The sequence below is a fragment of the Kitasatospora sp. NPDC054939 genome, from assembly GCF_053610105.1.
Map to the genome: position 1 here is coordinate 15,426 of NZ_JBSGXP010000098.1, position 17,709 is coordinate 33,134.

16 protein-coding genes are annotated in these 17,709 nt (G+C 75.6%); 4 read left to right on the top strand and 12 right to left on the bottom strand.

Going from position 1 to position 17,709, the window contains the following annotated elements:
• Positions 1–100 precede the first annotated feature (100 nt).
• The 11 genes from ACWGB8_RS25280 to ACWGB8_RS25330 form a co-directional block, all read right to left on the bottom strand.
• Positions 101–223, bottom strand: coding sequence for a hypothetical protein (locus ACWGB8_RS25280; RefSeq protein WP_030304873.1), 123 nt, complete (start codon positions 221–223; stop codon positions 101–103).
• 4 nt (positions 224–227) lie between these two features.
• Entirely contained in the window at positions 228–1,784 is a 1,557-nt protein-coding gene (gene lysX, locus ACWGB8_RS25285) for a bifunctional lysylphosphatidylglycerol synthetase/lysine--tRNA ligase LysX (protein ID WP_452215873.1), read from the bottom strand.
• Between the two features lie 163 nt (positions 1,785–1,947).
• Entirely contained in the window at positions 1,948–2,703 is a 756-nt protein-coding gene (locus ACWGB8_RS25290) for a hypothetical protein (protein WP_452215874.1), read from the bottom strand.
• Positions 2,704–2,869: 166 nt separating this feature from the next.
• Positions 2,870–3,658, bottom strand: coding sequence for a type III pantothenate kinase (locus ACWGB8_RS25295; RefSeq protein WP_452215875.1), 789 nt, complete (start codon positions 3,656–3,658; stop codon positions 2,870–2,872).
• A 29-nt stretch (positions 3,659–3,687) separates the two neighbouring features.
• Positions 3,688–4,659, bottom strand: a complete 972-nt coding sequence (gene nadC / locus ACWGB8_RS25300) for a carboxylating nicotinate-nucleotide diphosphorylase (protein ID WP_452215876.1) — start codon at positions 4,657–4,659, stop codon at positions 3,688–3,690.
• A 3-nt stretch (positions 4,660–4,662) separates the two neighbouring features.
• A complete protein-coding gene (locus ACWGB8_RS25305) occupies positions 4,663–6,336 on the bottom strand; it encodes an L-aspartate oxidase (RefSeq protein WP_452215877.1) in 1,674 nt (557 codons plus the stop codon).
• A gap of 17 nt (positions 6,337–6,353) precedes the next feature.
• Positions 6,354–6,803 carry an aspartate 1-decarboxylase gene (panD, locus tag ACWGB8_RS25310; RefSeq protein WP_452215878.1) on the bottom strand — a complete coding sequence of 150 codons (450 nt, stop codon included), beginning with the start codon at positions 6,801–6,803 and terminating at the stop codon, positions 6,354–6,356.
• A gap of 109 nt (positions 6,804–6,912) precedes the next feature.
• Entirely contained in the window at positions 6,913–7,818 is a 906-nt protein-coding gene (gene panC, locus ACWGB8_RS25315) for a pantoate--beta-alanine ligase (RefSeq protein WP_452215879.1), read from the bottom strand.
• Positions 7,818–8,783 carry a Rossmann-like and DUF2520 domain-containing protein gene (locus ACWGB8_RS25320; RefSeq protein WP_452215880.1) on the bottom strand — a complete coding sequence of 322 codons (966 nt, stop codon included), beginning with the start codon at positions 8,781–8,783 and terminating at the stop codon, positions 7,818–7,820. The genes panC and ACWGB8_RS25320 overlap by 1 nt, the downstream gene beginning before the upstream one ends.
• A 169-nt stretch (positions 8,784–8,952) precedes the next feature.
• Positions 8,953–9,642: a response regulator gene (locus tag ACWGB8_RS25325; RefSeq protein WP_452215881.1), complete on the bottom strand. Its 690-nt coding sequence runs from the start codon at positions 9,640–9,642 to the stop codon at positions 8,953–8,955.
• A gap of 27 nt (positions 9,643–9,669) precedes the next feature.
• A complete protein-coding gene (locus ACWGB8_RS25330; protein WP_452215882.1) occupies positions 9,670–10,899 on the bottom strand; it encodes a sensor histidine kinase in 1,230 nt (409 codons plus the stop codon).
• Positions 10,900–11,017: 118 nt separating this feature from the next.
• On the opposite strand from ACWGB8_RS25330, the gene ACWGB8_RS25335 reads away from it, so the two are divergent.
• On the top strand, positions 11,018–12,034 hold the full coding sequence (locus ACWGB8_RS25335; RefSeq protein WP_452215883.1) for an SAM-dependent methyltransferase: 1,017 nt from the start codon (positions 11,018–11,020) through the stop codon (positions 12,032–12,034).
• On the top strand, positions 12,031–13,200 hold the full coding sequence (locus tag ACWGB8_RS25340; protein ID WP_452215884.1) for an NADH-quinone oxidoreductase subunit D: 1,170 nt from the start codon (positions 12,031–12,033) through the stop codon (positions 13,198–13,200). Before ACWGB8_RS25335 ends, ACWGB8_RS25340 begins: the two co-directional genes overlap by 4 nt.
• A 39-nt stretch (positions 13,201–13,239) precedes the next feature.
• On the opposite strand, the gene ACWGB8_RS25345 is transcribed toward ACWGB8_RS25340, so the two are convergent.
• Positions 13,240–14,046, bottom strand: a complete 807-nt coding sequence (locus ACWGB8_RS25345) for a hypothetical protein (protein WP_452215887.1) — start codon at positions 14,044–14,046, stop codon at positions 13,240–13,242.
• Positions 14,047–14,285: 239 nt separating this feature from the next.
• Between ACWGB8_RS25345 and ACWGB8_RS25350 the strand changes: the two genes are divergently transcribed.
• Together ACWGB8_RS25350 and ACWGB8_RS25355 are read left to right on the top strand one after the other, a co-directional pair.
• Positions 14,286–14,708, top strand: coding sequence for a hypothetical protein (locus ACWGB8_RS25350; RefSeq protein WP_452215885.1), 423 nt, complete (start codon positions 14,286–14,288; stop codon positions 14,706–14,708).
• Between the two features lie 56 nt (positions 14,709–14,764).
• Positions 14,765–17,638 (top strand): toxin glutamine deamidase domain-containing protein, encoded by a 2,874-nt coding sequence (locus ACWGB8_RS25355; protein ID WP_452215886.1) that lies wholly within the window; start codon positions 14,765–14,767, stop codon positions 17,636–17,638.
• Positions 17,639–17,709: the final 71 nt, after the last annotated feature.

Genomic DNA, 17,709 nt, shown 5'->3' on the forward strand with positions numbered 1-17,709 from the left:
GGTTTGCGCGAAAATTTTTTTGTTCGCCCCCCAAACCCGCCCCCCCCCCCCGCCCTTCTTGGTTTTGGGCGCCGCCCCGGCGGCCGGCCGGCCGGGCCGGTCAGTCGGCCAGGTCCTCCTTGGCCTTCTGGGCACCGCCCTGGCTGCGGATGATGGCCCGCACCAGGAAGCCGAAGCCGATCGCCATGACCAGCGGCGGGACGATCGCGCTGACGTAGTCCATCAGGTCACTCCTCCTCGGTCTTCTCCGCCGCGGCGGCGGAAGCCCTGGGCTCCGGCTTCACGAGCGGGAACAGCACCGTCTCGCGGATGTTCTTGCCGGTGAGCAGCATGATCAGGCGGTCCACCCCGAGGCCGAGGCCGCCGGTGGGCGGCATCGCGTACTCCAGGGCCCGCAGGAAGTCCTCGTCGAGCTGCATGGCCTCGACGTCGCCGCCGGCGGCCAGGAGGGACTGGGCGGTCAGACGGGCGCGCTGCTCGACCGGGTCGACCAGCTCCGAGTAGGCGGTGCCGATCTCGGTGCCGAAGATCACCAGGTCCCACTTCTCGGCGACGCCCGCGACGGAGCGGTGCTGCCGGGTGAGCGGGGAGACCTCGGTCGGGTAGTCCTTGATGAAGGTCGGCCGGACGGCGTTCTCCTCCAGCAGGCGCTCGACCATCTCCAGCACGATCTGGCCGTGGCCCCACTCCTTCTCGAAGGGGATGCCGTGCTCGGCGGCCAGCTTGCGCAGCTCCTCGACGCCGGTCTCCGGGGTCACCTCGACGCCGAGGTGGGCGGAGATGCCCGGGTAGACGGAGACCTCCTCCCACGGCTCGGCGAGGTCGATCTCGTGCTCGACGCCGTGCGGGTCCAGGCCCTTGATCACCGTGGTGCCCAGGGCGTCGCGGGCCGCGTTCACGATGGTGGCCCGGATCAGCTCGGCCTGGGTGTCGTAGTCGCCGTACGCCTCGTACGACTCCAGCGAGGTGAACTCCGGGTTGTGGGTGGAGTCCGCGCCCTCGTTGCGGAAGTTGCGGTTGATCTCGAAGACCTTCTCCGCGCCGCCGACCACCAGCCGCTTGAGGTACAGCTCGGGGGCGATCCGCATGAAGAGGTCGATGTCGTACGCGTTGATGTGCGTCTTGAACGGGCGGGCGTTGGCGCCGCCGTGCACCGGCTGCAGCATCGGGGTCTCGACCTCGATGTAGCCGCGCTCCTCGTAGGTGCGGCGGATCGAGCGGACGACCCGGCTGCGCAGGTGCAGGATCTCGCGGGCCTCGGGGTTGACGATCAGGTCGACGTACCGCTGGCGCACCCGCGCCTCGGGGTCGGTCAGGCCCTTGTGCTTGTCCGGCAGCGGGCGCAGGCACTTGGCGGTGAGCGCCCAGGCGTCCACCATCACCGACAGCTCGCCGCGCCGGGAGGTGATCACCTCGCCCTCGACGCCGACCTGGTCGCCGAGGTCGATGTCGGACTTCCAGGCGGCCAGCCGCTCGTCGCCGAGCTTGTCCAGGGAGAACATCACCTGGAGGTCGCCGGTGCCGTCGCGGAGCGTGGCGAAGCAGAGCTTGCCGCCGGTGCGGGAGAGGATCACGCGGCCGGTGATGCCGACGCGCTCGCCGGTGGCGGTGTCCGGCTCCAGGTCGGGGTGCTTGGCGCGCAGGTCGGCGATGGTGCTGGTGCGGGGGAATCCGACCGGGTACGGGTCGACGCCGGCGGCCCGGAGCCGGTCCAGCTTCTCGCGCCGCACGCGCATCTGCTCGGGAAGGTCGTCGGTCGCGGGAAGGAGGCTCTGATCGCTCACCCCACCAGGGTAGCCAGCCCGCGGCGGTGCTCCTCGCCGCCCCGGCCCCTGTCGCCCGCCCGGCGGGGGGAGGCGGCCCGGCGCGGGGCTCCGCGGGCGGGCCCCGGACGTGCGGCGGGGGAGGCCGCGGGTGCGGCCTCCCCCGGTCCGGGGCTGCGGTCGGTCAGCCGGTGCCGGTGGCGAGTTCGAGCTCCTCCGGGGCGGGGGCGGCGGCCGCGCCCGGGGCCGGGCGGACGGGCGGCTTGGGGCGGCGGCCGAACAGCTCGGCGGGGGTGGGCATCCGGTGCTGGCGGGGCCCGGCCGGCGGCTGCGGGCCCGTGGCGGCGGGCTTCTCGGCCGGGGAGTCGTTGCTGCTCATCGGGATCCGTCCTCCAACTGGGGTGGGGAGACTGCTCGGGGGTCCGGCAGGGCTCGGTACGGCAATGAGGTGGCGCTGGCCGGTGGTGAGGGCGAGCCGTTCGCGGACGGCCGCCTCGGCCAGGGCGTGGCAGCGGCCCGCCAGCCGGGAGCGGCGGGAGCGCTCGGTCTGGCCGCACGGCTGGCGGGTCAGCCCGCGCAGTGCGGTGAGGTCCTCGGGGCCCGGGAGGTAGCCGTCGGTCACGGCCTCCTCCAGCCGCTCCAGGTACCCGCCGGCGCTGCCGGGCAGGGCCTCGCGGTAGCGCCCGAGGTCGGCGAGCAGGAAGGCGCGCAGCCGGCCGCCCTCCCGGACGGCCTCGTCGATGGCCTCGGTCAGGCGCAGGGCGTCCTGGACGTCCTCCGCCCACAGTTCGGCGCCGGCGCCCAGGAAGGGCGGCAGGCCGGGTGCCTGCAGGTGGACGGGGACGGCGGGGTGCAGGGCTTGGGCGAGGGCGCGGCGCAGCACGCGGACTTCGTCGGCGCTGAAGGCCATGCCGCCGCGCGATCCGTGTGGCGTAGGCATGGGTTGACACTACGTGAGGAATATCCGATTTGTCGGTAGTGTCGCGCCGATCGTCCACGATTGGCCCGCCCCCGGAGCCCCCTGCCGGGCCGCCGGGGCACCCGTAGCCTCCGGCCGGGCCGCCGGGGCCGGCCCCGGACCCCGGCGGCCCCGGGCGGTGCCGGGATCAGGCGGCCGGGCGGTTGCGCTCGTGGACGAGCCGCAGCCCGATCAGGGTGAGCCAGGGCTCGTGGACGTCGATGGTGGACGCCTCGCCCAGCACCAGCGGGGCCAGCCCGCCGGTCGCGATCACCTGGACGTCGTCCGGGTCCTTGGCGAGCTCCCTGGCCATCCGGTCGACCAGTCCGTCGACCTGCCCGGCGAAGCCGTACAGGATGCCGGACTGCATGCCCTCCACGGTGTTCTTGCCGATCACGTTGCGCGGGCGGGCCAGCTCGATCTTGCGCAGCTGGGCGCCGCGCATGCCCAGCGCCTCCACCGAGATCTCGATGCCCGGGGCGATCGCGCCGCCCACGTAGTCGCCGCGGGCGTTGACCGCGTCGAAGGTGGTGGCGGTGCCGAAGTCCACCACGATGCACGGGCCGCCGTAGAGGTGGTTGGCGGCGAGCGCGTTGACGATCCGGTCGGCGCCGACCTCCTTGGGGTTGTCCATCAGGACGTGCACCCCCGTCTTCACCCCCGGCTCCACGATCACCGCGGGCACGTCGCCGTAGTAGCGGCGGCACACCTCGCGGAGCTCGTGGAGCACGGCGGGGACGGACGAACAGATCGCCAGGCCCTCCACCGCGGCCTCGGTGACCGCGGTGTGGGAGCCCATCAGGCCCTGCAGCAGGACCGCCAGCTCGTCGGCCGTGCGGCGCGGATCGGTGGAGATCCGCCAGTGCTCGACCACGTCCTCGCCGTCGAACAGGCCGAGCGTGGTCTGGGTGTTGCCGACGTCGATGGTGAGCAGCATGGGGTGCTTTCTGCGGGGTCGGAAGCGGATCAGGCGCGCAGGTCCAGGCCGATGTCGAGGACCGGCGAGGAGTGCGTGAGCGCACCCACGGCCAGGTAGTCGACACCAGTCTGGGCGACCTCGCGCGCGGTGGCCAGGGTCAGTCCGCCGGACGCCTCCAGCCTGGCCCGGCCGGCCACCAGCTCGACGGCCTCCTTCAGCTGGGCCACCGTGAAGTTGTCCAGCAGGACGAGGTCCGCACCGGCCTCCAGCACCGGCGGGATCTGCTCCAGGGTGTCCACCTCGACCTCGACCGGCAGGTCGGGGTACGCGGCGCGGACGGCCCGGAACGCCTCGGCGACACCGCCGGCGGCGACCACGTGGTTGTCCTTCACCAGCGCGGCGTCCGAGAGCGCCATCCGGTGGTTGGCGCCGCCGCCGCAGCGCACGGCGAACTTCTCCAGCGCCCGCAGGCCCGGGGTGGTCTTGCGGGTGTCGCGGACCACCGCGTCCGTCCCGGCCAGCGCGTCGGCCCAGGCGCGGGTGGCGGTGGCGATGCCGGACAGGTGGCAGAGCAGGTTGAGCGCGCTGCGCTCGGCGGTCAGCAGGTCGCGGGTCCGGCCGCGGACCGACAGCAGCACCTGGCCGGCCTCGACCCGGTCGCCGTCCTCGACGTGCCGGTCGACCTCGAACTCCTCCTCGCAGACCAGCGAGACCACGGCCTCGGCGATCCGCAGCCCGGCGACCGTGCCGGCCTGGCGGGCGGTGAAGTCCGCGGTGGCGACCGCGTCGGCGGGCACCGTGGCGACCGAGGTGACGTCCTCGCCGCCGGCCAGGTCCTCGGCCAGCGCCAGGGTGGCGATGTCCTCGACCTCGACCGGGTCGAGCCCGGCCTCCTCGAGCAGCGCGGCGAGCTGCGGGTCCAGCCCGGTCTCGTAGCCCTCGCCGTCCCCGCAGGCGCAGCCGTCGCCGCAGCCGCCCTGGGAGTCGGCCAGCGGGAGTTCCTCGTGCGAGTGGGTCATCTGTTACTGCTCCTCGGGGGTGCTGACAAGGTCGCCGGAGGCGGTGAGGGTGGTGATCAGGTGGCGCCGCCAGCGCGCGTCGTCCCGCTCGGGGAAGTCCTCGCGCCAGTGGCAGCCGCGGGTCTCCGCGCGCTGGGTGGCGGCGGCGACCAGGGCGGTGGCGACCAGCAGGAGGTTCGCGGCCTCCCAGGTCTCCACCCGGGGGTCGGCCGGCTTCTCCTCGGCGACGTGCGCGTACGCCTGCTCGGCGAGCAGCGCCAGGCCGGCCGCGGTGTCGGCCATCGACGCGGCCGAGCGCAGCACGCCCGCCCCGCGCGACATCAGCCGCTGGATCTCGGCCCGTGCCTCGGGCGCGGGCAGCGGAACGGGGTGCGCGGCGCGGGCGGCGGCCACGTCCACCGACCGCTCGGGCAGGTCGCCCGCGGTGTGCCGGGCGGCCAGGTCGGCGGCGATCCGCTCGGCGAAGACCAGGCCCTCCAGCAGCGAGTTGGACGCCAGCCGGTTGGCGCCGTGCACACCGGTGCAGGCGACCTCCCCGCAGGCGTACAGGCCGGGCACGGTGGTGCGCCCGTGCAGGTCGGTGCGGATGCCGCCGGAGGCGTAGTGGGAGGCCGGGGCGACCGGGATCGGCTCGGTGACCGGGTCGATGCCGTGCGCCCGGCAGGACGCCAGGATGGTCGGGAAGCGCTGCTCCCACATCTCGGCGCCGAAGTGCCGGCCGTCCAGGTACATGTGCTCGGTGCCGTGGAGCTGCATCCGGCGGGTGATGGCCTTGGCGACGATGTCGCGCGGGGCCAGTTCGGCCAGCTCGTGCTGTCCGACCATGAAGCGGGTGCCGTCGGCGTCCACCAGGTGGGCGCCCTCGCCGCGGACGGCCTCGGAGACCAGCGGCTGCTGGCCCTCGGCCTCCGGGCCCAGCCAGAGCACGGTGGGGTGGAACTGCACGAACTCCAGGTCGGTGACCTCGGCGCCGGCCCGCAGCGCGAGCGCCACGCCGTCGCCGGTGGAGACCGCCGGGTTGGTGGTGGCGGAGTAGACCTGGCCCATGCCGCCGGTGGCGAGCACCACCGCGCGGGCCCGGATCGCGCCGACGCCGTCCCGCTGGCCCTCGCCCATGACGTGCAGGGTCAGGCCGGCGGCGTGGCCGTCGGGGTCGGTCAGCAGGTCCAGGACGAGGGCGTGCTCGATCAGCTCCAGGCCCGGGTCGGAGCGGACGGCGGCGACCAGGGCGCGGGATATCTCGGCGCCGGTGGCGTCCCCGCCGGCGTGGGCGATCCGGCGGCGGTGGTGGCCGCCCTCGCGGGTCAGCAGGATCTCGCCGTCCGGGCCGCGGTCGAAGGCGGCGCCGGTGGCGATCAGCCGGCGGACGGCGTCCGGACCCTCGGTCACCAGGGTGCGGACGGCGTCCTCGGCACAGAGCCCGGCCCCGGCGACGAGGGTGTCGTCCAGGTGCTGCTCGGGGGTGTCGCCCTCGCCCAGGGCGGCGGCGATGCCGCCCTGGGCCCAGCGGGTGGACCCGTCGTCCAGCATCGCCTTGGTGACCACCACGGCCCGCAGGCCGGCCTTGCGGACGTTGAGTGCGACGGTGAGTCCGGCCACGCCCGAGCCGACCACCACGACGTCGGTCGTGCTGGTCCAGCCGGGGGCGGGCGCGGTGAGGCGGTGGGTGCCGGGCATGGTGTTCAGTTGCTCCTTCAGCGCGCGGCGGTCTGGGCCGCGCCGTTCGGGCCACCGTACGCCGCGTCGCCGCGGAGCAGCCCGGTGCCCTCCCCGGCCTCGGCCGGGTCGCCGCCCAGGCCGGTGATCCGGTTGCGGTCGTCGACGAAGACGACCTTCGGCTCGTAGCCCTTGGCCTCGGCGGTGTCCATCTGCCCGTAGGCGATGAGTATGACGAGGTCGCCGGGGTGGACCAGGCGGGCGGCGGCGCCGTTGATGCCGATCACGCCGGTGCCGCGCGGCCCGGCGATGGTGTAGGTCTCCAGCCGGGCGCCGTTGTTGATGTCGACGATGTGGACCAGCTCGCCGGGGAGCAGGTCGGCGGCGTCGAGCAGGTCCTCGTCCACCGTGACGGAGCCGACGTAGTGCAGGTCGGCCTGGGTCACGGTGGCCCGGTGGATCTTGGACTTGAGCATGGTGCGGAGCATGGGGTCACGCCTCCTGTGAGTGCATGCCTGGGGGTGCTTGCCGGGGTGGTGCCGAACGGTGCGGTGCGCGGTGCTGCCGGGTGGAGCGGTGTGCCGGTCGCGGGCCGCCTCAGCGGCAGACGACGTGGACGTTGTCGATCAGGCGGGTCGCGCCCACCGTCGCGGCGACGGCCAGCACGGCCTCGCCCTGGAAGTCGTCCGGTGCCTCGGTGAAGTCGTGCGGATCGATCAGGGCGAGGTAGTCAAGGGTGACACCCTCCGCGCCGTCCAGGACGGCCGCGGCCGCCTCGCGGACGGCCTGCGGGCCCCGGGCGCCCGCGTCGCGGCCGGCGAACAGCGCCCGGGAGAGCGCGAGCGCGTGCTCGCGGTCCTCGGCGGAGAGGTAGCGGTTGCGGGAGGACAGCGCCAGCCCGTCCTCCTCGCGGGCGGTCGGCACGCCGATCACCTCCACGTCGAAGTCCAGGTCGGCGACCATCCGCCGGACGATCGCCAGCTGCTGGGCGTCCTTCTCGCCGAACAGTGCGAAGTCCGGGTCGGTGATGTGCAGCAGCTTGGCGACCACCGTCAGCACGCCGTCGAAGTGGCCCGGGCGGGTGGCGCCCTCGTAGCGCTCGCCCATCGGGCCGGCCGCCAGGCGCACCTGCGGCTCGCCGTTCGGGTACACCTCCTCGGCGGACGGCGCGAAGACCACGTCCGCGCCGTTCTCCTCGGCCAGCCTGACGTCGTCCTCCAGGCTCCGCGGGTAGCGGTCGAGGTCCTCGCCGGCGCCGAACTGCAGCGGGTTCACGAACACCGTGACCGCGATCCGGCCGTCCCGGCCGACCTGCCGGCGGGCGGCCCGGATCAGCGCGGCGTGGCCCTCGTGCAGCGCGCCCATGGTCATCACGACCGCGTTGTCCACCGGCTGCTCGTCCGGCCAGAAGGCGGCCTCGAAGTCGGCGACGGTGTGCGTGACCACGGCCCGGTGGACCTTGGGTGCCCGCTGGGCCTTGCCGGGCTGCTTGCCGCGTGCCATCAGTGCTTCTCCTCGTTCAGTACGTCCAGCAGCGCCGCCGCCGACGCTTCGTCGATCGTCCCGTGGGCGAGTGCCCGCTGGGCGGTGGCGCGGGCCATCGCCCGGTACGCCGCCGGGATGTCCGGGGACACCGTACTGAGCTGCGCCAGGTGGCGGCGCACGGTGCCCGCGTCGCCCCGGGCGACCGGGCCGGTCAGCGCGGCGTCGCCGGAGCGCAGGGAGTTGTCCAGCGCGGCGCCCAGCAGCGGGCCGAGCAGCCGGCCGGGTTCGGCGACCCCGGCCGTGCGCAGCAGCTCCAGGGCTTGCGCGACCAGGGTGACCAGGTGGTTCGCGCCGTGTGCGAGGGCGGTGTGGTAGAGCGGGCGGACGTGTTCGGGCACCCACTCCGGCTCGCCGCCCATCTCCACGACCAGGGCCTCGGCGACCGGGCGCAGCTCGGCCGGGGCGGTCACCCCGAACGGGCAGCCGGCCAGCCGGGCGAGGTCCACGGAGGTGCCGGTGAAGGTCATCGCGGGGTGCAGGGCGAGCGGCAGCGCACCGGCCCGGGTGGCCGGCTCCAGCACGGCCACGCCGTGCGCGCCGGAGGTGTGCACCAGCAGGTGGCCCGGGCGGACCGCGCCGGTGGCGGCGAGGCCGGCGACCAGGTCGGCGAGCGCGTCGTCGGGGACGGTCAGCAGGACGAGGTCGGCGGCGGCCAGCACCTGCGGCGGGGTGGCGATCCGCACGCCCGGCAGCAGGGCCTCGGCCCGGCGGCGGGACGCCGCGGAGACGCCGGAGGCGGCCACCACCCGGTGGCCGGCCAGCTGGAGGGCGGCGCCCAGGGCGGGCCCGACCCGGCCGGTGCCGACCACGCCGACGGTCAGCCGCGCGGGGCGGTTCCCGGGGTCGCCGGGATCGCCGAAGCCGTCGGCAAGCGGGGCGAACTCGCCGAATCCGGCGGACTCGGCACTGTCGGACGTGCTCACGGCTCGGCCCTCGTCCTCACTCTCCGTTCCGGTCCCCTCCGGGTACCGGACGTACCGGCCCATTCTAAGGCCGGGCGGTCGGGGCGCCGGAGGGGCCGGGGGCGGCCCGGGACGGCGGGCGGGCGGCGCCGGGCGGCGGGGCTCCGCGCGTGCCCGGACCGCCCGCGGGTCAGTCGGCGGCGCCGGCCCGGACCAGCCCGGCCTCGTACGCCAGCACCACCGCCTGGACCCGGTCGCGCAGGCCCAGCTTGGCCAGGATGCGCCCGACATGCGTCTTCACGGTCGCCTCGGAGAGCACCAGCCGGGCGGCGATCTCACCGTTCGACAGGCCCTGCGCGACCAGCAGGAACACCTCCCGCTCGCGCTCGGTGAGCGGGCCGAGGGCGTCCCCGCCGGCGGCGCTGTGCGGGGTCGGCAGGACCTCGGCGAAGCGGTCGATCATGCGGCGGGTGGTGGTCGGGGCGACCACCGCGTCGCCGCCGTGCACCGCGCGGATCGCGGCGACCAGCTCGGTCGGCGGGACGTCCTTCAGCAGGAAGCCGCTGGCCCCGGCCTTGAGTGCGGCGAAGGCGTACTCGTCGAGGTCGAAGGTGGTGAGGATCAGCACGTGCGGGGCGTCGGGCAGCGGGCTGCCGTCCTCGGCGAGGCAGATCCGCCGGGTCGCCTGCACGCCGTCCATCCGCGGCATCCGGACGTCCATCAGGATGACGTCCACCTCGGTGCGCCTGAGCAGCTCCACCGCCTGGGCGCCGTCGCCGGCCTCGGCGGCGATCTCGATGTCGCCCTGGGACTGCAGGATCATGCGGAACCCGGTGCGCAGCAGCTCCTGGTCGTCGACGAGCATCACACGGATGGTCAAGGGTGACTCCTCACTTGGGCGCCCCGGCTACTTGGCGGCCTTGAGCGGTAGGACGGCTCGGATCCGGAAGCCGCCGCCGGGGCGGGGGCCGACGTCGAGGCTGCCGCTGACCATGCCGACCCGTTCGCGCATGCCGATCAGACCATGGCCGAGCCCGTCGGAGCCACCGGTGGTCAGCTGCTCGTCGGTGGTGCCGCGGCCGTCGTCCTCGACCAGGACGGCGAGCTCGCGGTCGCCGTAGTCGACCGAGACCTTGGCGTGCACGTCGGGGCCGCCGTGCTTGCGGACGTTGGTCAGCGCCTCCTGGACGATCCGGTAGACGGTCAGCTCGACCCCGCGCGGCAGGTCGCGGGCCTCGCCGGTGGTGGCGTAGTCGACCCGCAGGCCCGCGGTGCGGACCTGCTCCAGCAGCTCCGGCAGCTCCTCCACGCCGGGCTGCGGCACGTACTCCTCGCCGACCGTGTCGGAGGTGCGCAGCACGCCCAGCAGCCGGCGCATCTCGACCAGCGCCTGGCGTCCGGTGGAGGCGATCGTGCCGAGCGCCTCCTTGGCCTGCTGCGGCGAGTTGTCGAGGACGTACGCGGCGCCGTCGGCCTGGACGATCATGACGGAGACGTTGTGCGCGACCACGTCGTGCAGCTCGCGGGCGATCCGGGCCCGTTCGGCGGCGACCGCCACCTTGGACTGGGCGTCCCGCTCGCGCTCCAGCCGGGCGGCGCGGTCCTCCAGCTCGACCAGGTACGCCCGGCGCACCCGGGTGAGCCGGCCCCAGGCCCAGCACAGTACGAAGGGGGTGGTCATCATCGCGACGATCAGCAGGGTCTCGGCGATGCCGTACGCGCTGGTGACGACCTCCCCGGCGTCGTCCAGCCGGGTCTTCTCCGGGTGCAGCCGCCAGAACACCAGCGGTCCGGCGGCCAGCCCGGCGGCCAGCGCCAGCCGGGAGACCCAGGCGGAGCCGAACGCGGCGCCGGTGTAGGCGAAGACCAGGTAGGCGATGCTGGAGCCGCCCGGGTCGACGTTCAGCAGGACCTGGAGGACGCCGATGGCCGCGGCGGCGCAGACCGTGACGTCGGGGAAGCGGCGGCGGAAGACCATCAGCAGCGGCAGCAGCACGGCGACCGCGTAGTGCACGCCGAGCTGCGGCCCGTTCGGGGCGGAGCCGTCCGGGACGAGGCCGAAGAATGCGACGAGCGACGCCCAGATTGAGTCGACCACCATGGGGCGTCGGCGGAGCCAGGCGTTGAGTCGATGCACGGCTCAAGCCTAGGCAGTCGGGGGGTGCGTCCAGGTCCGCCGGGAGGGCGATCCGTCCTACTCCCTAGGTCGGAGACGCACCACCGGGCGAGCGGTGGAGGCGGTAGCGTCCACGCCCATGAGCTGGATGCGGTGGCGGCCCGCCATGGAACAGGCGCTGTACGACCCGGAGGACGGCTTCTACCGCAGGCCGGAGGGCCCCGCCGGGCACTTCCGCACCTCGGTGCACGCCTCCCCGCGGTACGCCGGGGCGGTGGCCCGCCTGCTGCTGGAGGTGGACGCGGCCCTGGGCCGTCCCCGAGAACTCGCCCTGGTGGACGTGGGGGCGGGTCGGGGTGAACTCCTGACGGGGGTGCTGGCCGCGCTGCCCGCCGAACCGGCCGCCCGGCTGCGCCCGTACGGCGTGGAGGTCGCGGACCGCCCGGCCGGGCTGCCGCCGGAGGTGGTGTGGACGGACGCGGTGCCGCGCGGGGTGACCGGGCTGCTGTTCGCCAACGAGTGGCTGGACAACGTGCCGCTGGACAGCGGCGAGGTGGACGAGGACGGGGTGCTCCGGTACGTCGAGGTGGACACCGCGACCGGGGCGGAGCGGCTCGGCGGGCCGGTGGACGCGGCCGACGCCGGGTGGGCCGACCGCTGGTGGCCGGTGCGCCGCCCCGGGGACCGGGTGGAGTTCGGCGCGCCCCGGGACGCCGCGTGGGCCTCGGCGGTCGGCGCGCTGGAGCGCGGGCTCGCGGTCGCCGTCGACTACGGCCACACCGCCGGGGCCCGCCCGCCGTTCGGGACGCTGGCGGGCTTCCGGGAGGGCCGCGAGGTGCGGCCGGTGCCGGACGGCTCCTGCGACGTGACCGCGCACGTGGCGCTGGACGCGGTGGCCGCTCCCGCCCTCCACAGCCTGTGGACGACGCAGCGGGAGGCGCTGCGGGCGCTCGGGGTGACCGGGGCCCGGCCGGCGCTCGCGCTGGCCTCCACCGATCCGGTGGCCTACCTGCGGGCGCTTGGCGGCGCGGGCGAGGGCGCCGAGCTGACCGACCCGGCCGGCCTCGGTGCGTTCGGCTGGCTCGCGCAGACCGTCCGCATGCCGGTACCGGCGAGCCTGGAGGGCCTGCCGGGATGGCAGACTCTGGGGTCATGAGGGAGACCACGGTCGGCATCGGGGCGGGAGCCGAGAACTTCGCGGACGGGGCGGGCAGCACCGACATGGTGCTCAACATCGGCCCGCAGCACCCCGCCACCCACGGCGTGCTGCGCCTGAAGCTGGTGCTGGACGGCGAGCGGATCGTGACCGCCGAGCCGGTGATCGGCTACATGCACCGGGGGGCCGAGAAGCTCTTCGAGGCCCGGGACTACCGGCAGATCATCATGCTGGCCAACCGGCACGACTGGCTCTCCGCCTTCTCCAACGAGCTGGGCGTGGTGCTGGGCGTCGAGCGGATGCTCGGCATGGAGGTCCCCGAGCGGGCGGTGTGGATCCGCACCCTGCTCGCCGAGCTGAACCGGGTGCTCAACCACCTGATGTTCCTCGGCTCCTACCCGCTGGAGCTGGGCGGGATCACCCCGATCTTCCACGCCTTCACCGGCCGCGAGGACCTCCAGCACGTCCTGGAGGAGGCCTCCGGCGGCCGGATGCACTACATGTTCAACCGGGTCGGCGGCCTCAAGGAGGACCTCCCGGCCGGCTGGCTCGGCCGGGTCCGCGCCGCCGTCGCGGTGGTCCGCTCCCAGCTGCCGGTCTTCGAGGACCTCGTGCTCGGCAACGAGATCTTCCGGATCCGCACCGCCGGCGTCGGCGTGCTCACCCGCGAGCAGGCCGAGGCGTACGGGGTCAGCGGTCCGATCGCCCGGGCCAGCGGCCTCGACCTCGACCTGCGCCGCGACGAGCCCTACCTCGCGTACGACTCCGAGGAGCTGCGGCAGGTGCTGACCGTGGTCACCCGTGAGGAGGGCGACTGCCTGGCCCGCTTCGAGTGCCTGCTGGAGCAGACGGTCAACTCGCTGGACCTGGCCGACGCCTGCCTCGACAAGCTCGCCGACCTGCCGCCCGGCCCGGTCAACCTGCGGCTGCCCAAGGTCCTCAAGGCCCCCGAGGGCAGCACCTACGCCTGGACCGAGAACCCGCTCGGCATCAACGGCTACTACCTGGTCTCGCGCGGCGACAAGACGCCGTGGCGGCTCAAGCTGCGCTCGGCCTCGTTCAACAACATCCAGGCCCTGACCGAACTGCTGCCCGGCACCCTGGTCGCCGACATGGTGGCGATCCTCGGCTCGATGTTCTTCGTGGTCGGCGACATCGACAAGTAGCCGCCGACGGGCGGCTGCCGACCGGGCCGGCCCCGCGCCCTACGGCTTCGGCTTCCTCCGCGGCGGGTCGGCCGGGTGCGGGGCCACCTTGCGGTCGCCCTTGGTGGCGATCCGCTGCTCGCACAGGTCGGCCAGCACCTTGTACGCGGCCTTGCCCATCAGCTCGGTCAGCTCCGGGCGGTAGCTGACGTACACCGGGTCCGGGCCCTGGTGCGCCTCCGGACTTCCGGTGCACCACCAGTGCAGGTCGTGGCCGCCCGGGCCCCAGCCGCGGCGGTCGTACTCGCCGATGGTGACCTGCAGGTAGCGGGTGTCGTCCGGGCGGTCGATCCACTCGTACGTGCGGCGCACCGGCAGCTGCCAGCACACGTCCGGCTTGGTCTCCAGCGGCTCCCGGCCCTCCTTCAGGGCGAGGGTGTGCAGGGCGCAGCCGGCGCCGCCCGGGAAGTCGGGGCTGTTGAGGAACAGGCAGGCGCCGTTGACCCGGCGGGTCTGGCGGTCGCCGTCCTCGTCGAGCATGGTGATGCCGCCGTCGACCTTGATCCGGCCCTTGGCGTCGGTGCCGTGCGCGTGGTTCTCCCACAGCTCCGGGGTGAGCCGGGCGGCGTGGCCGATCACGCGCTGCTCGTCGTCCTCGTCCGAGTAGTGCGCGCCGAGCGTGCAGCAGCCGTCGGAGGCCCCGCGGCCCTCCCGGATGCCGTGGCAGCCCTTGCCGAAGATGCAGCTCCAGCGGGAGGTGAGCCAGGTGAGGTCGCAGCGGAAGACCTGCTCCTCGTCGTCCGGATCGGGGAACTCGACCCAGGCGCGCGGGAAGTCGAGCGGGACCTCGGTCCGCAGGACGGGCATGGCCAGCTCGACCGGGTTCGACCCGGCTCCGGCCTTCTTCTGCTTGGGGGTCTCTGCTGCTGCCACTCGGCAAGGGTAGAGCCTCCGGGCCGGTTCGAACCGCCCCTGCGCAGGGCATTTGCCCCGAATTCACCGGCGGCGGCCGGGCGGGCACCGGGTGCGTACGGGTGGTGGCCCGGCGTGAAGGCCGGGTGAAGAGGTCGGTGCGGCCGGTGGGCGGGTCGGACGGCGGGCCTAGGATGGCGCAGATCGGCTACGGGGAGGTACGGGGAATGGCCGGCGGTAGTAGTGGCAACAGCGGTGCGGGCGGTGCGGAGTTCACCATCAAGCCGTGGGAAGTGCACGGCGAGGGGCGGGAGTTCGAGAAGATCTCGGCGGACTGGGCGCGGGCCGCGGCGGCCCTGGAGCAGAAGCTCGCCGCCCTCGGCACCCCGTGGGGGCTGGACCGGCCGGGCAGCGCCTTCGCCGCCGCGTACCGGGAGGCGCAGGGCTCGCTGCTCGGCGGCCTGAACGGGCTCGGCGGCCGGCTCGGCCACGTCGGGGCGGGCCTGCACGCGATGGCCGAGCGGACCGCCGACGCCGACACCACCGCCGCGGCCGGGTTCGGCGCGGTGGCGACCCCCGGGACGCCGCGCGCCGTCCCCGGGAGCACGGCGGTCTGACACCGCCCGCGGTTCCACCACGTTTCCAGCATCAGCGTTTCGAAGGGGGAGGGCGCGTGTCTAGGAAGCTGCCCGAGGAATTGGCACCCGTACTGGCCCGGACCGGCCGCCAGTGGCCGCAGGCCGACGAGGACGGGCTGCGCCGGGCCGGCGCACTGTGGCGGGAGTTCGGGGTCGAGGCCGAGCGCCTCGGCAAGCGCGGCGGGGATTCCGTCCGGCGCATCACCGGCGAGAACTCCGGCCGTGCGGTGGAGGCCTTCGGCGAGTACTGGCGGGCGTTCAGCGGCAGCGGACGCGGCCACCTGGACGATGCGCACAGCGCGGCCGGACTGGTCGCCGGGGCCTTCGACAAGGCGGCCGGCGCGGTCGAGAGCTGCAAGGCCGACATCGTCGCCGCCCTCACCGAACTGGCCGCGGACCTGAAGCAGGCCGAGGAGATGGCGGCGAAGGCCAAGGCGGCCGCCGCCGCCGTCGCGGACGCCGCCGGGCGCGGCGAATCCGGGGGCATCCTCGGCGGACTGCGCAAGCAGGTCGGCTCGGCCGCCGCGGGCGTTCAGCACGCCGCCGGCGAGAAGGTCGCCGAGGTGATGGCGGCGGTCGCCGTGGAGGCCGCCCGGCTGAAGATCGGCGGCCTGCTCGACGAGCTCGGCCGGGCCATGAAGGACGGCCTCGGGACGGCGCTCAAGGAGCCCGCGGTCGTCACCCTGCTGCGGCTGGCCCCCGCGGCCGGACCGGGCGGCGCGGCCGGCGGCGTGCACAACGCCTCCTTCCAGCGCGGGCCCGGCGGCGCCTTCGACCCGGTCGCCGCCGGACTGCCCGCCGCGCTCGCCGAGCCCGGGGTGCTGTCCGCCGACGGCACCGGCCTCGCGGTCGTGGTCGGCCAGGACGGCAAGCCGGTGGTCGGCGTGCCCGGGCTGGCGGTGAAGCTCGACGAGCAGGGGCAGCCGGTCCTCGGCGAGGACGGCCGGCCGGTGATCGTCCGGGCCGACGGCACCCCGGTGGAGGACGCCGAGGGCCTGCTCGTGGTGGCGGGTCCGGACGGCGCCCCGGTGGTCGGGGTCGCCGACCTGGCGGTCAAGGTCGACCGGGACGGCGAGGTGGTTCTCGGCAAGGACGGCCTGCCGGTGCTGACCGACAAGGACGGCAAGGAGGTCAGCGGCCTGCCGCTGGGCGAGCCCGGCCGACCCGGCGGCAGGGACGGCCTGCCCGGCGGCCCGCACACCGGGGCGGACCTGAACGGCGACGGGAAGCCCGACGGCGGCAAGGACGGCCTGCCGGTCGGCCCCGACGGGAAGCCGGTCACCGCCCCGGACGCCGCCGCAGGGACGGGCCCGGCCGCGCCCGGGGCCACCGGTCCGGCGGGCGCCGGGCCGGAGCCGGCCGACCTCCAGCTGAAGACCGGACCGGTCACCGTCGCCGCCGACCTCGACGGCGGCCGGGGCGGCGACCAGGGCGGGCGCGGCGACCACGACGGCCGCGGCGACCAGGGCGGCGCGCCGGAGGCCCCCGCACGCCAGGACGGCCCGGCCCGCCCGCAGGCCGCCGAGCAGCGCGGCGGCGGCCACGGCGGCGGCCCGTCCGGCGCCGCCGCCGGCTGGGCCCCGGCGCCCGCCGAGGCCGCCTCCACCCCCGCCCCCGCGCCCGTGCACAGCGGCGGCTCGGGCGGCGGCCACGTGTCCGTCCGCACCGACTCGGTGCTGGCACCGCCCGCCCCCGAGACGGTCACCGGACCGGTGCACCAGACGGGCGGCGGCCACCAGAACAGCCCCAACCACGGCCCGTCCGCGCCCGCTCCCACCGGTCCCGTCCCCACCGGGCCGGTGCCGACCGGCCCGGTCCACGCGGGCCCGGTCGGCGGTGGCGGCACCCCGCAGGCCGGCCCGGCGCCGTACGCCGGCGGACCGACGGGCTCCGGCCCGGTCGCCGCGCCCGGCGCCGCCGCGGGCAGCGCCCTGCCCGGCCAGGCGGTCGGCGCGCAGCCGGGCCAGCAGCCCGGCCAGGCGGGCCAGGCCGGCCAGCCCGGTGCGGCCCATGGCGGCCCGCGCGCGGTCGCCGGACCCGGCCAGTCCGGGCCCGCCCTGCCGCACCCGGTCACCCTGCCCGGACCCTCGCCCACCCCGCCGCCGCCCGCCGCGGCCCCGGTGTTCGCGCCCGCCCCGGCCCGCCCGGACCACGGCGCGACCGACGGCCGGGGCCGCCGCCTCGACGGCGGCGAGTCCACCGCCGCCTGGGGCGTCGCCCCGGTCGCCACCGCCCACGCGCTCGCCCTGCAGCTCGCGCTCCGCTCGCTGCGCCGCGGCGCCGAGCCGGAGCAGGAGCCGGTCCGGCTGCGGACCATCGCCGACAGCCGCCCGTACGGCCTGCCCGGCGGGCTCGGCCCGGTCGACCCGGAGCACCAGGCGGAGGTGGAGCGGAGGGTCCCGCGGGACGCCGACGGCCTGCCGCTGCGCCACCCCGACCCGGCCGCCGGCGGCTGGGCCGAGGCGCTCAACGCCGGGGGCTGCCGCGAGCCCGGCCGGGCCAACAACAGCCTGGAGATCGCGCTCTCCGCGGTCGACACCTACACCGGCCGGCCCACCTGCGCGGCCCCCCGGATCCCCACCGAGGGCGATCCGGGCGAGCGCGGCGGACGCGACCGGGCCGAGCGCGAACTCGGCGCGCCGTTCCGCGACCTCGGGGACGGCGGCGACGCCTACGGCCGGCTCAGCGGGGAGCTGCGGCGGGCCGGCCACGGCGCCCAGGCCGTGCTGCTCACCCTGGACGGCTTCGGCCGCCCGCACGCCTGGAACGCCGTCAACCACAAGGACACCGTCACCTACCTGGACCACCAGACCGGCCGCCGCGGCGACGCCCCGCTGCACCCCGCGGAGTCCGGCCTCTGGGCCATCGCCCTGGCCCCCGACGGCCGTCCGCTCGACCTCGCCCGGTGACCGGCCGGGCCCGCCGGACGCTCCCGGCGGGCCCGCCCGCAACCGCCGGACACCGGCGGGGCGTCCGGCCC

What these genes read in the sequence shown, in the direction of transcription:
- ACWGB8_RS25295 (WP_452215875.1), bottom strand. Translation starts at nt 3,658, where the DNA reads ATGCTGCTCACCATCGACGTCGGCAACACCCAGACCACGCTCGGCCTG.
- panD (WP_452215878.1), bottom strand. Translation starts at nt 6,803, where the DNA reads ATGCTCCGCACCATGCTCAAGTCCAAGATCCACCGGGCCACCGTGACC.
- ACWGB8_RS25345 (WP_452215887.1), bottom strand. Translation starts at nt 14,046, where the DNA reads ATGCCCGTCCTGCGGACCGAGGTCCCGCTCGACTTCCCGCGCGCCTGG.
- ACWGB8_RS25340 (WP_452215884.1), top strand. Translation starts at nt 12,031, where the DNA reads ATGAGGGAGACCACGGTCGGCATCGGGGCGGGAGCCGAGAACTTCGCG.
- ACWGB8_RS25350 (WP_452215885.1), top strand. Translation starts at nt 14,286, where the DNA reads ATGGCGCAGATCGGCTACGGGGAGGTACGGGGAATGGCCGGCGGTAGT.
- panC (WP_452215879.1), bottom strand. Translation starts at nt 7,818, where the DNA reads ATGGCACGCGGCAAGCAGCCCGGCAAGGCCCAGCGGGCACCCAAGGTC.
- nadC (WP_452215876.1), bottom strand. Translation starts at nt 4,659, where the DNA reads ATGACCCACTCGCACGAGGAACTCCCGCTGGCCGACTCCCAGGGCGGC.
- ACWGB8_RS25280 (WP_030304873.1), bottom strand. Translation starts at nt 223, where the DNA reads ATGGACTACGTCAGCGCGATCGTCCCGCCGCTGGTCATGGCGATCGGC.
- ACWGB8_RS25335 (WP_452215883.1), top strand. Translation starts at nt 11,018, where the DNA reads ATGAGCTGGATGCGGTGGCGGCCCGCCATGGAACAGGCGCTGTACGAC.
- ACWGB8_RS25290 (WP_452215874.1), bottom strand. Translation starts at nt 2,703, where the DNA reads ATGCCTACGCCACACGGATCGCGCGGCGGCATGGCCTTCAGCGCCGAC.
- ACWGB8_RS25305 (WP_452215877.1), bottom strand. Translation starts at nt 6,336, where the DNA reads ATGCCCGGCACCCACCGCCTCACCGCGCCCGCCCCCGGCTGGACCAGC.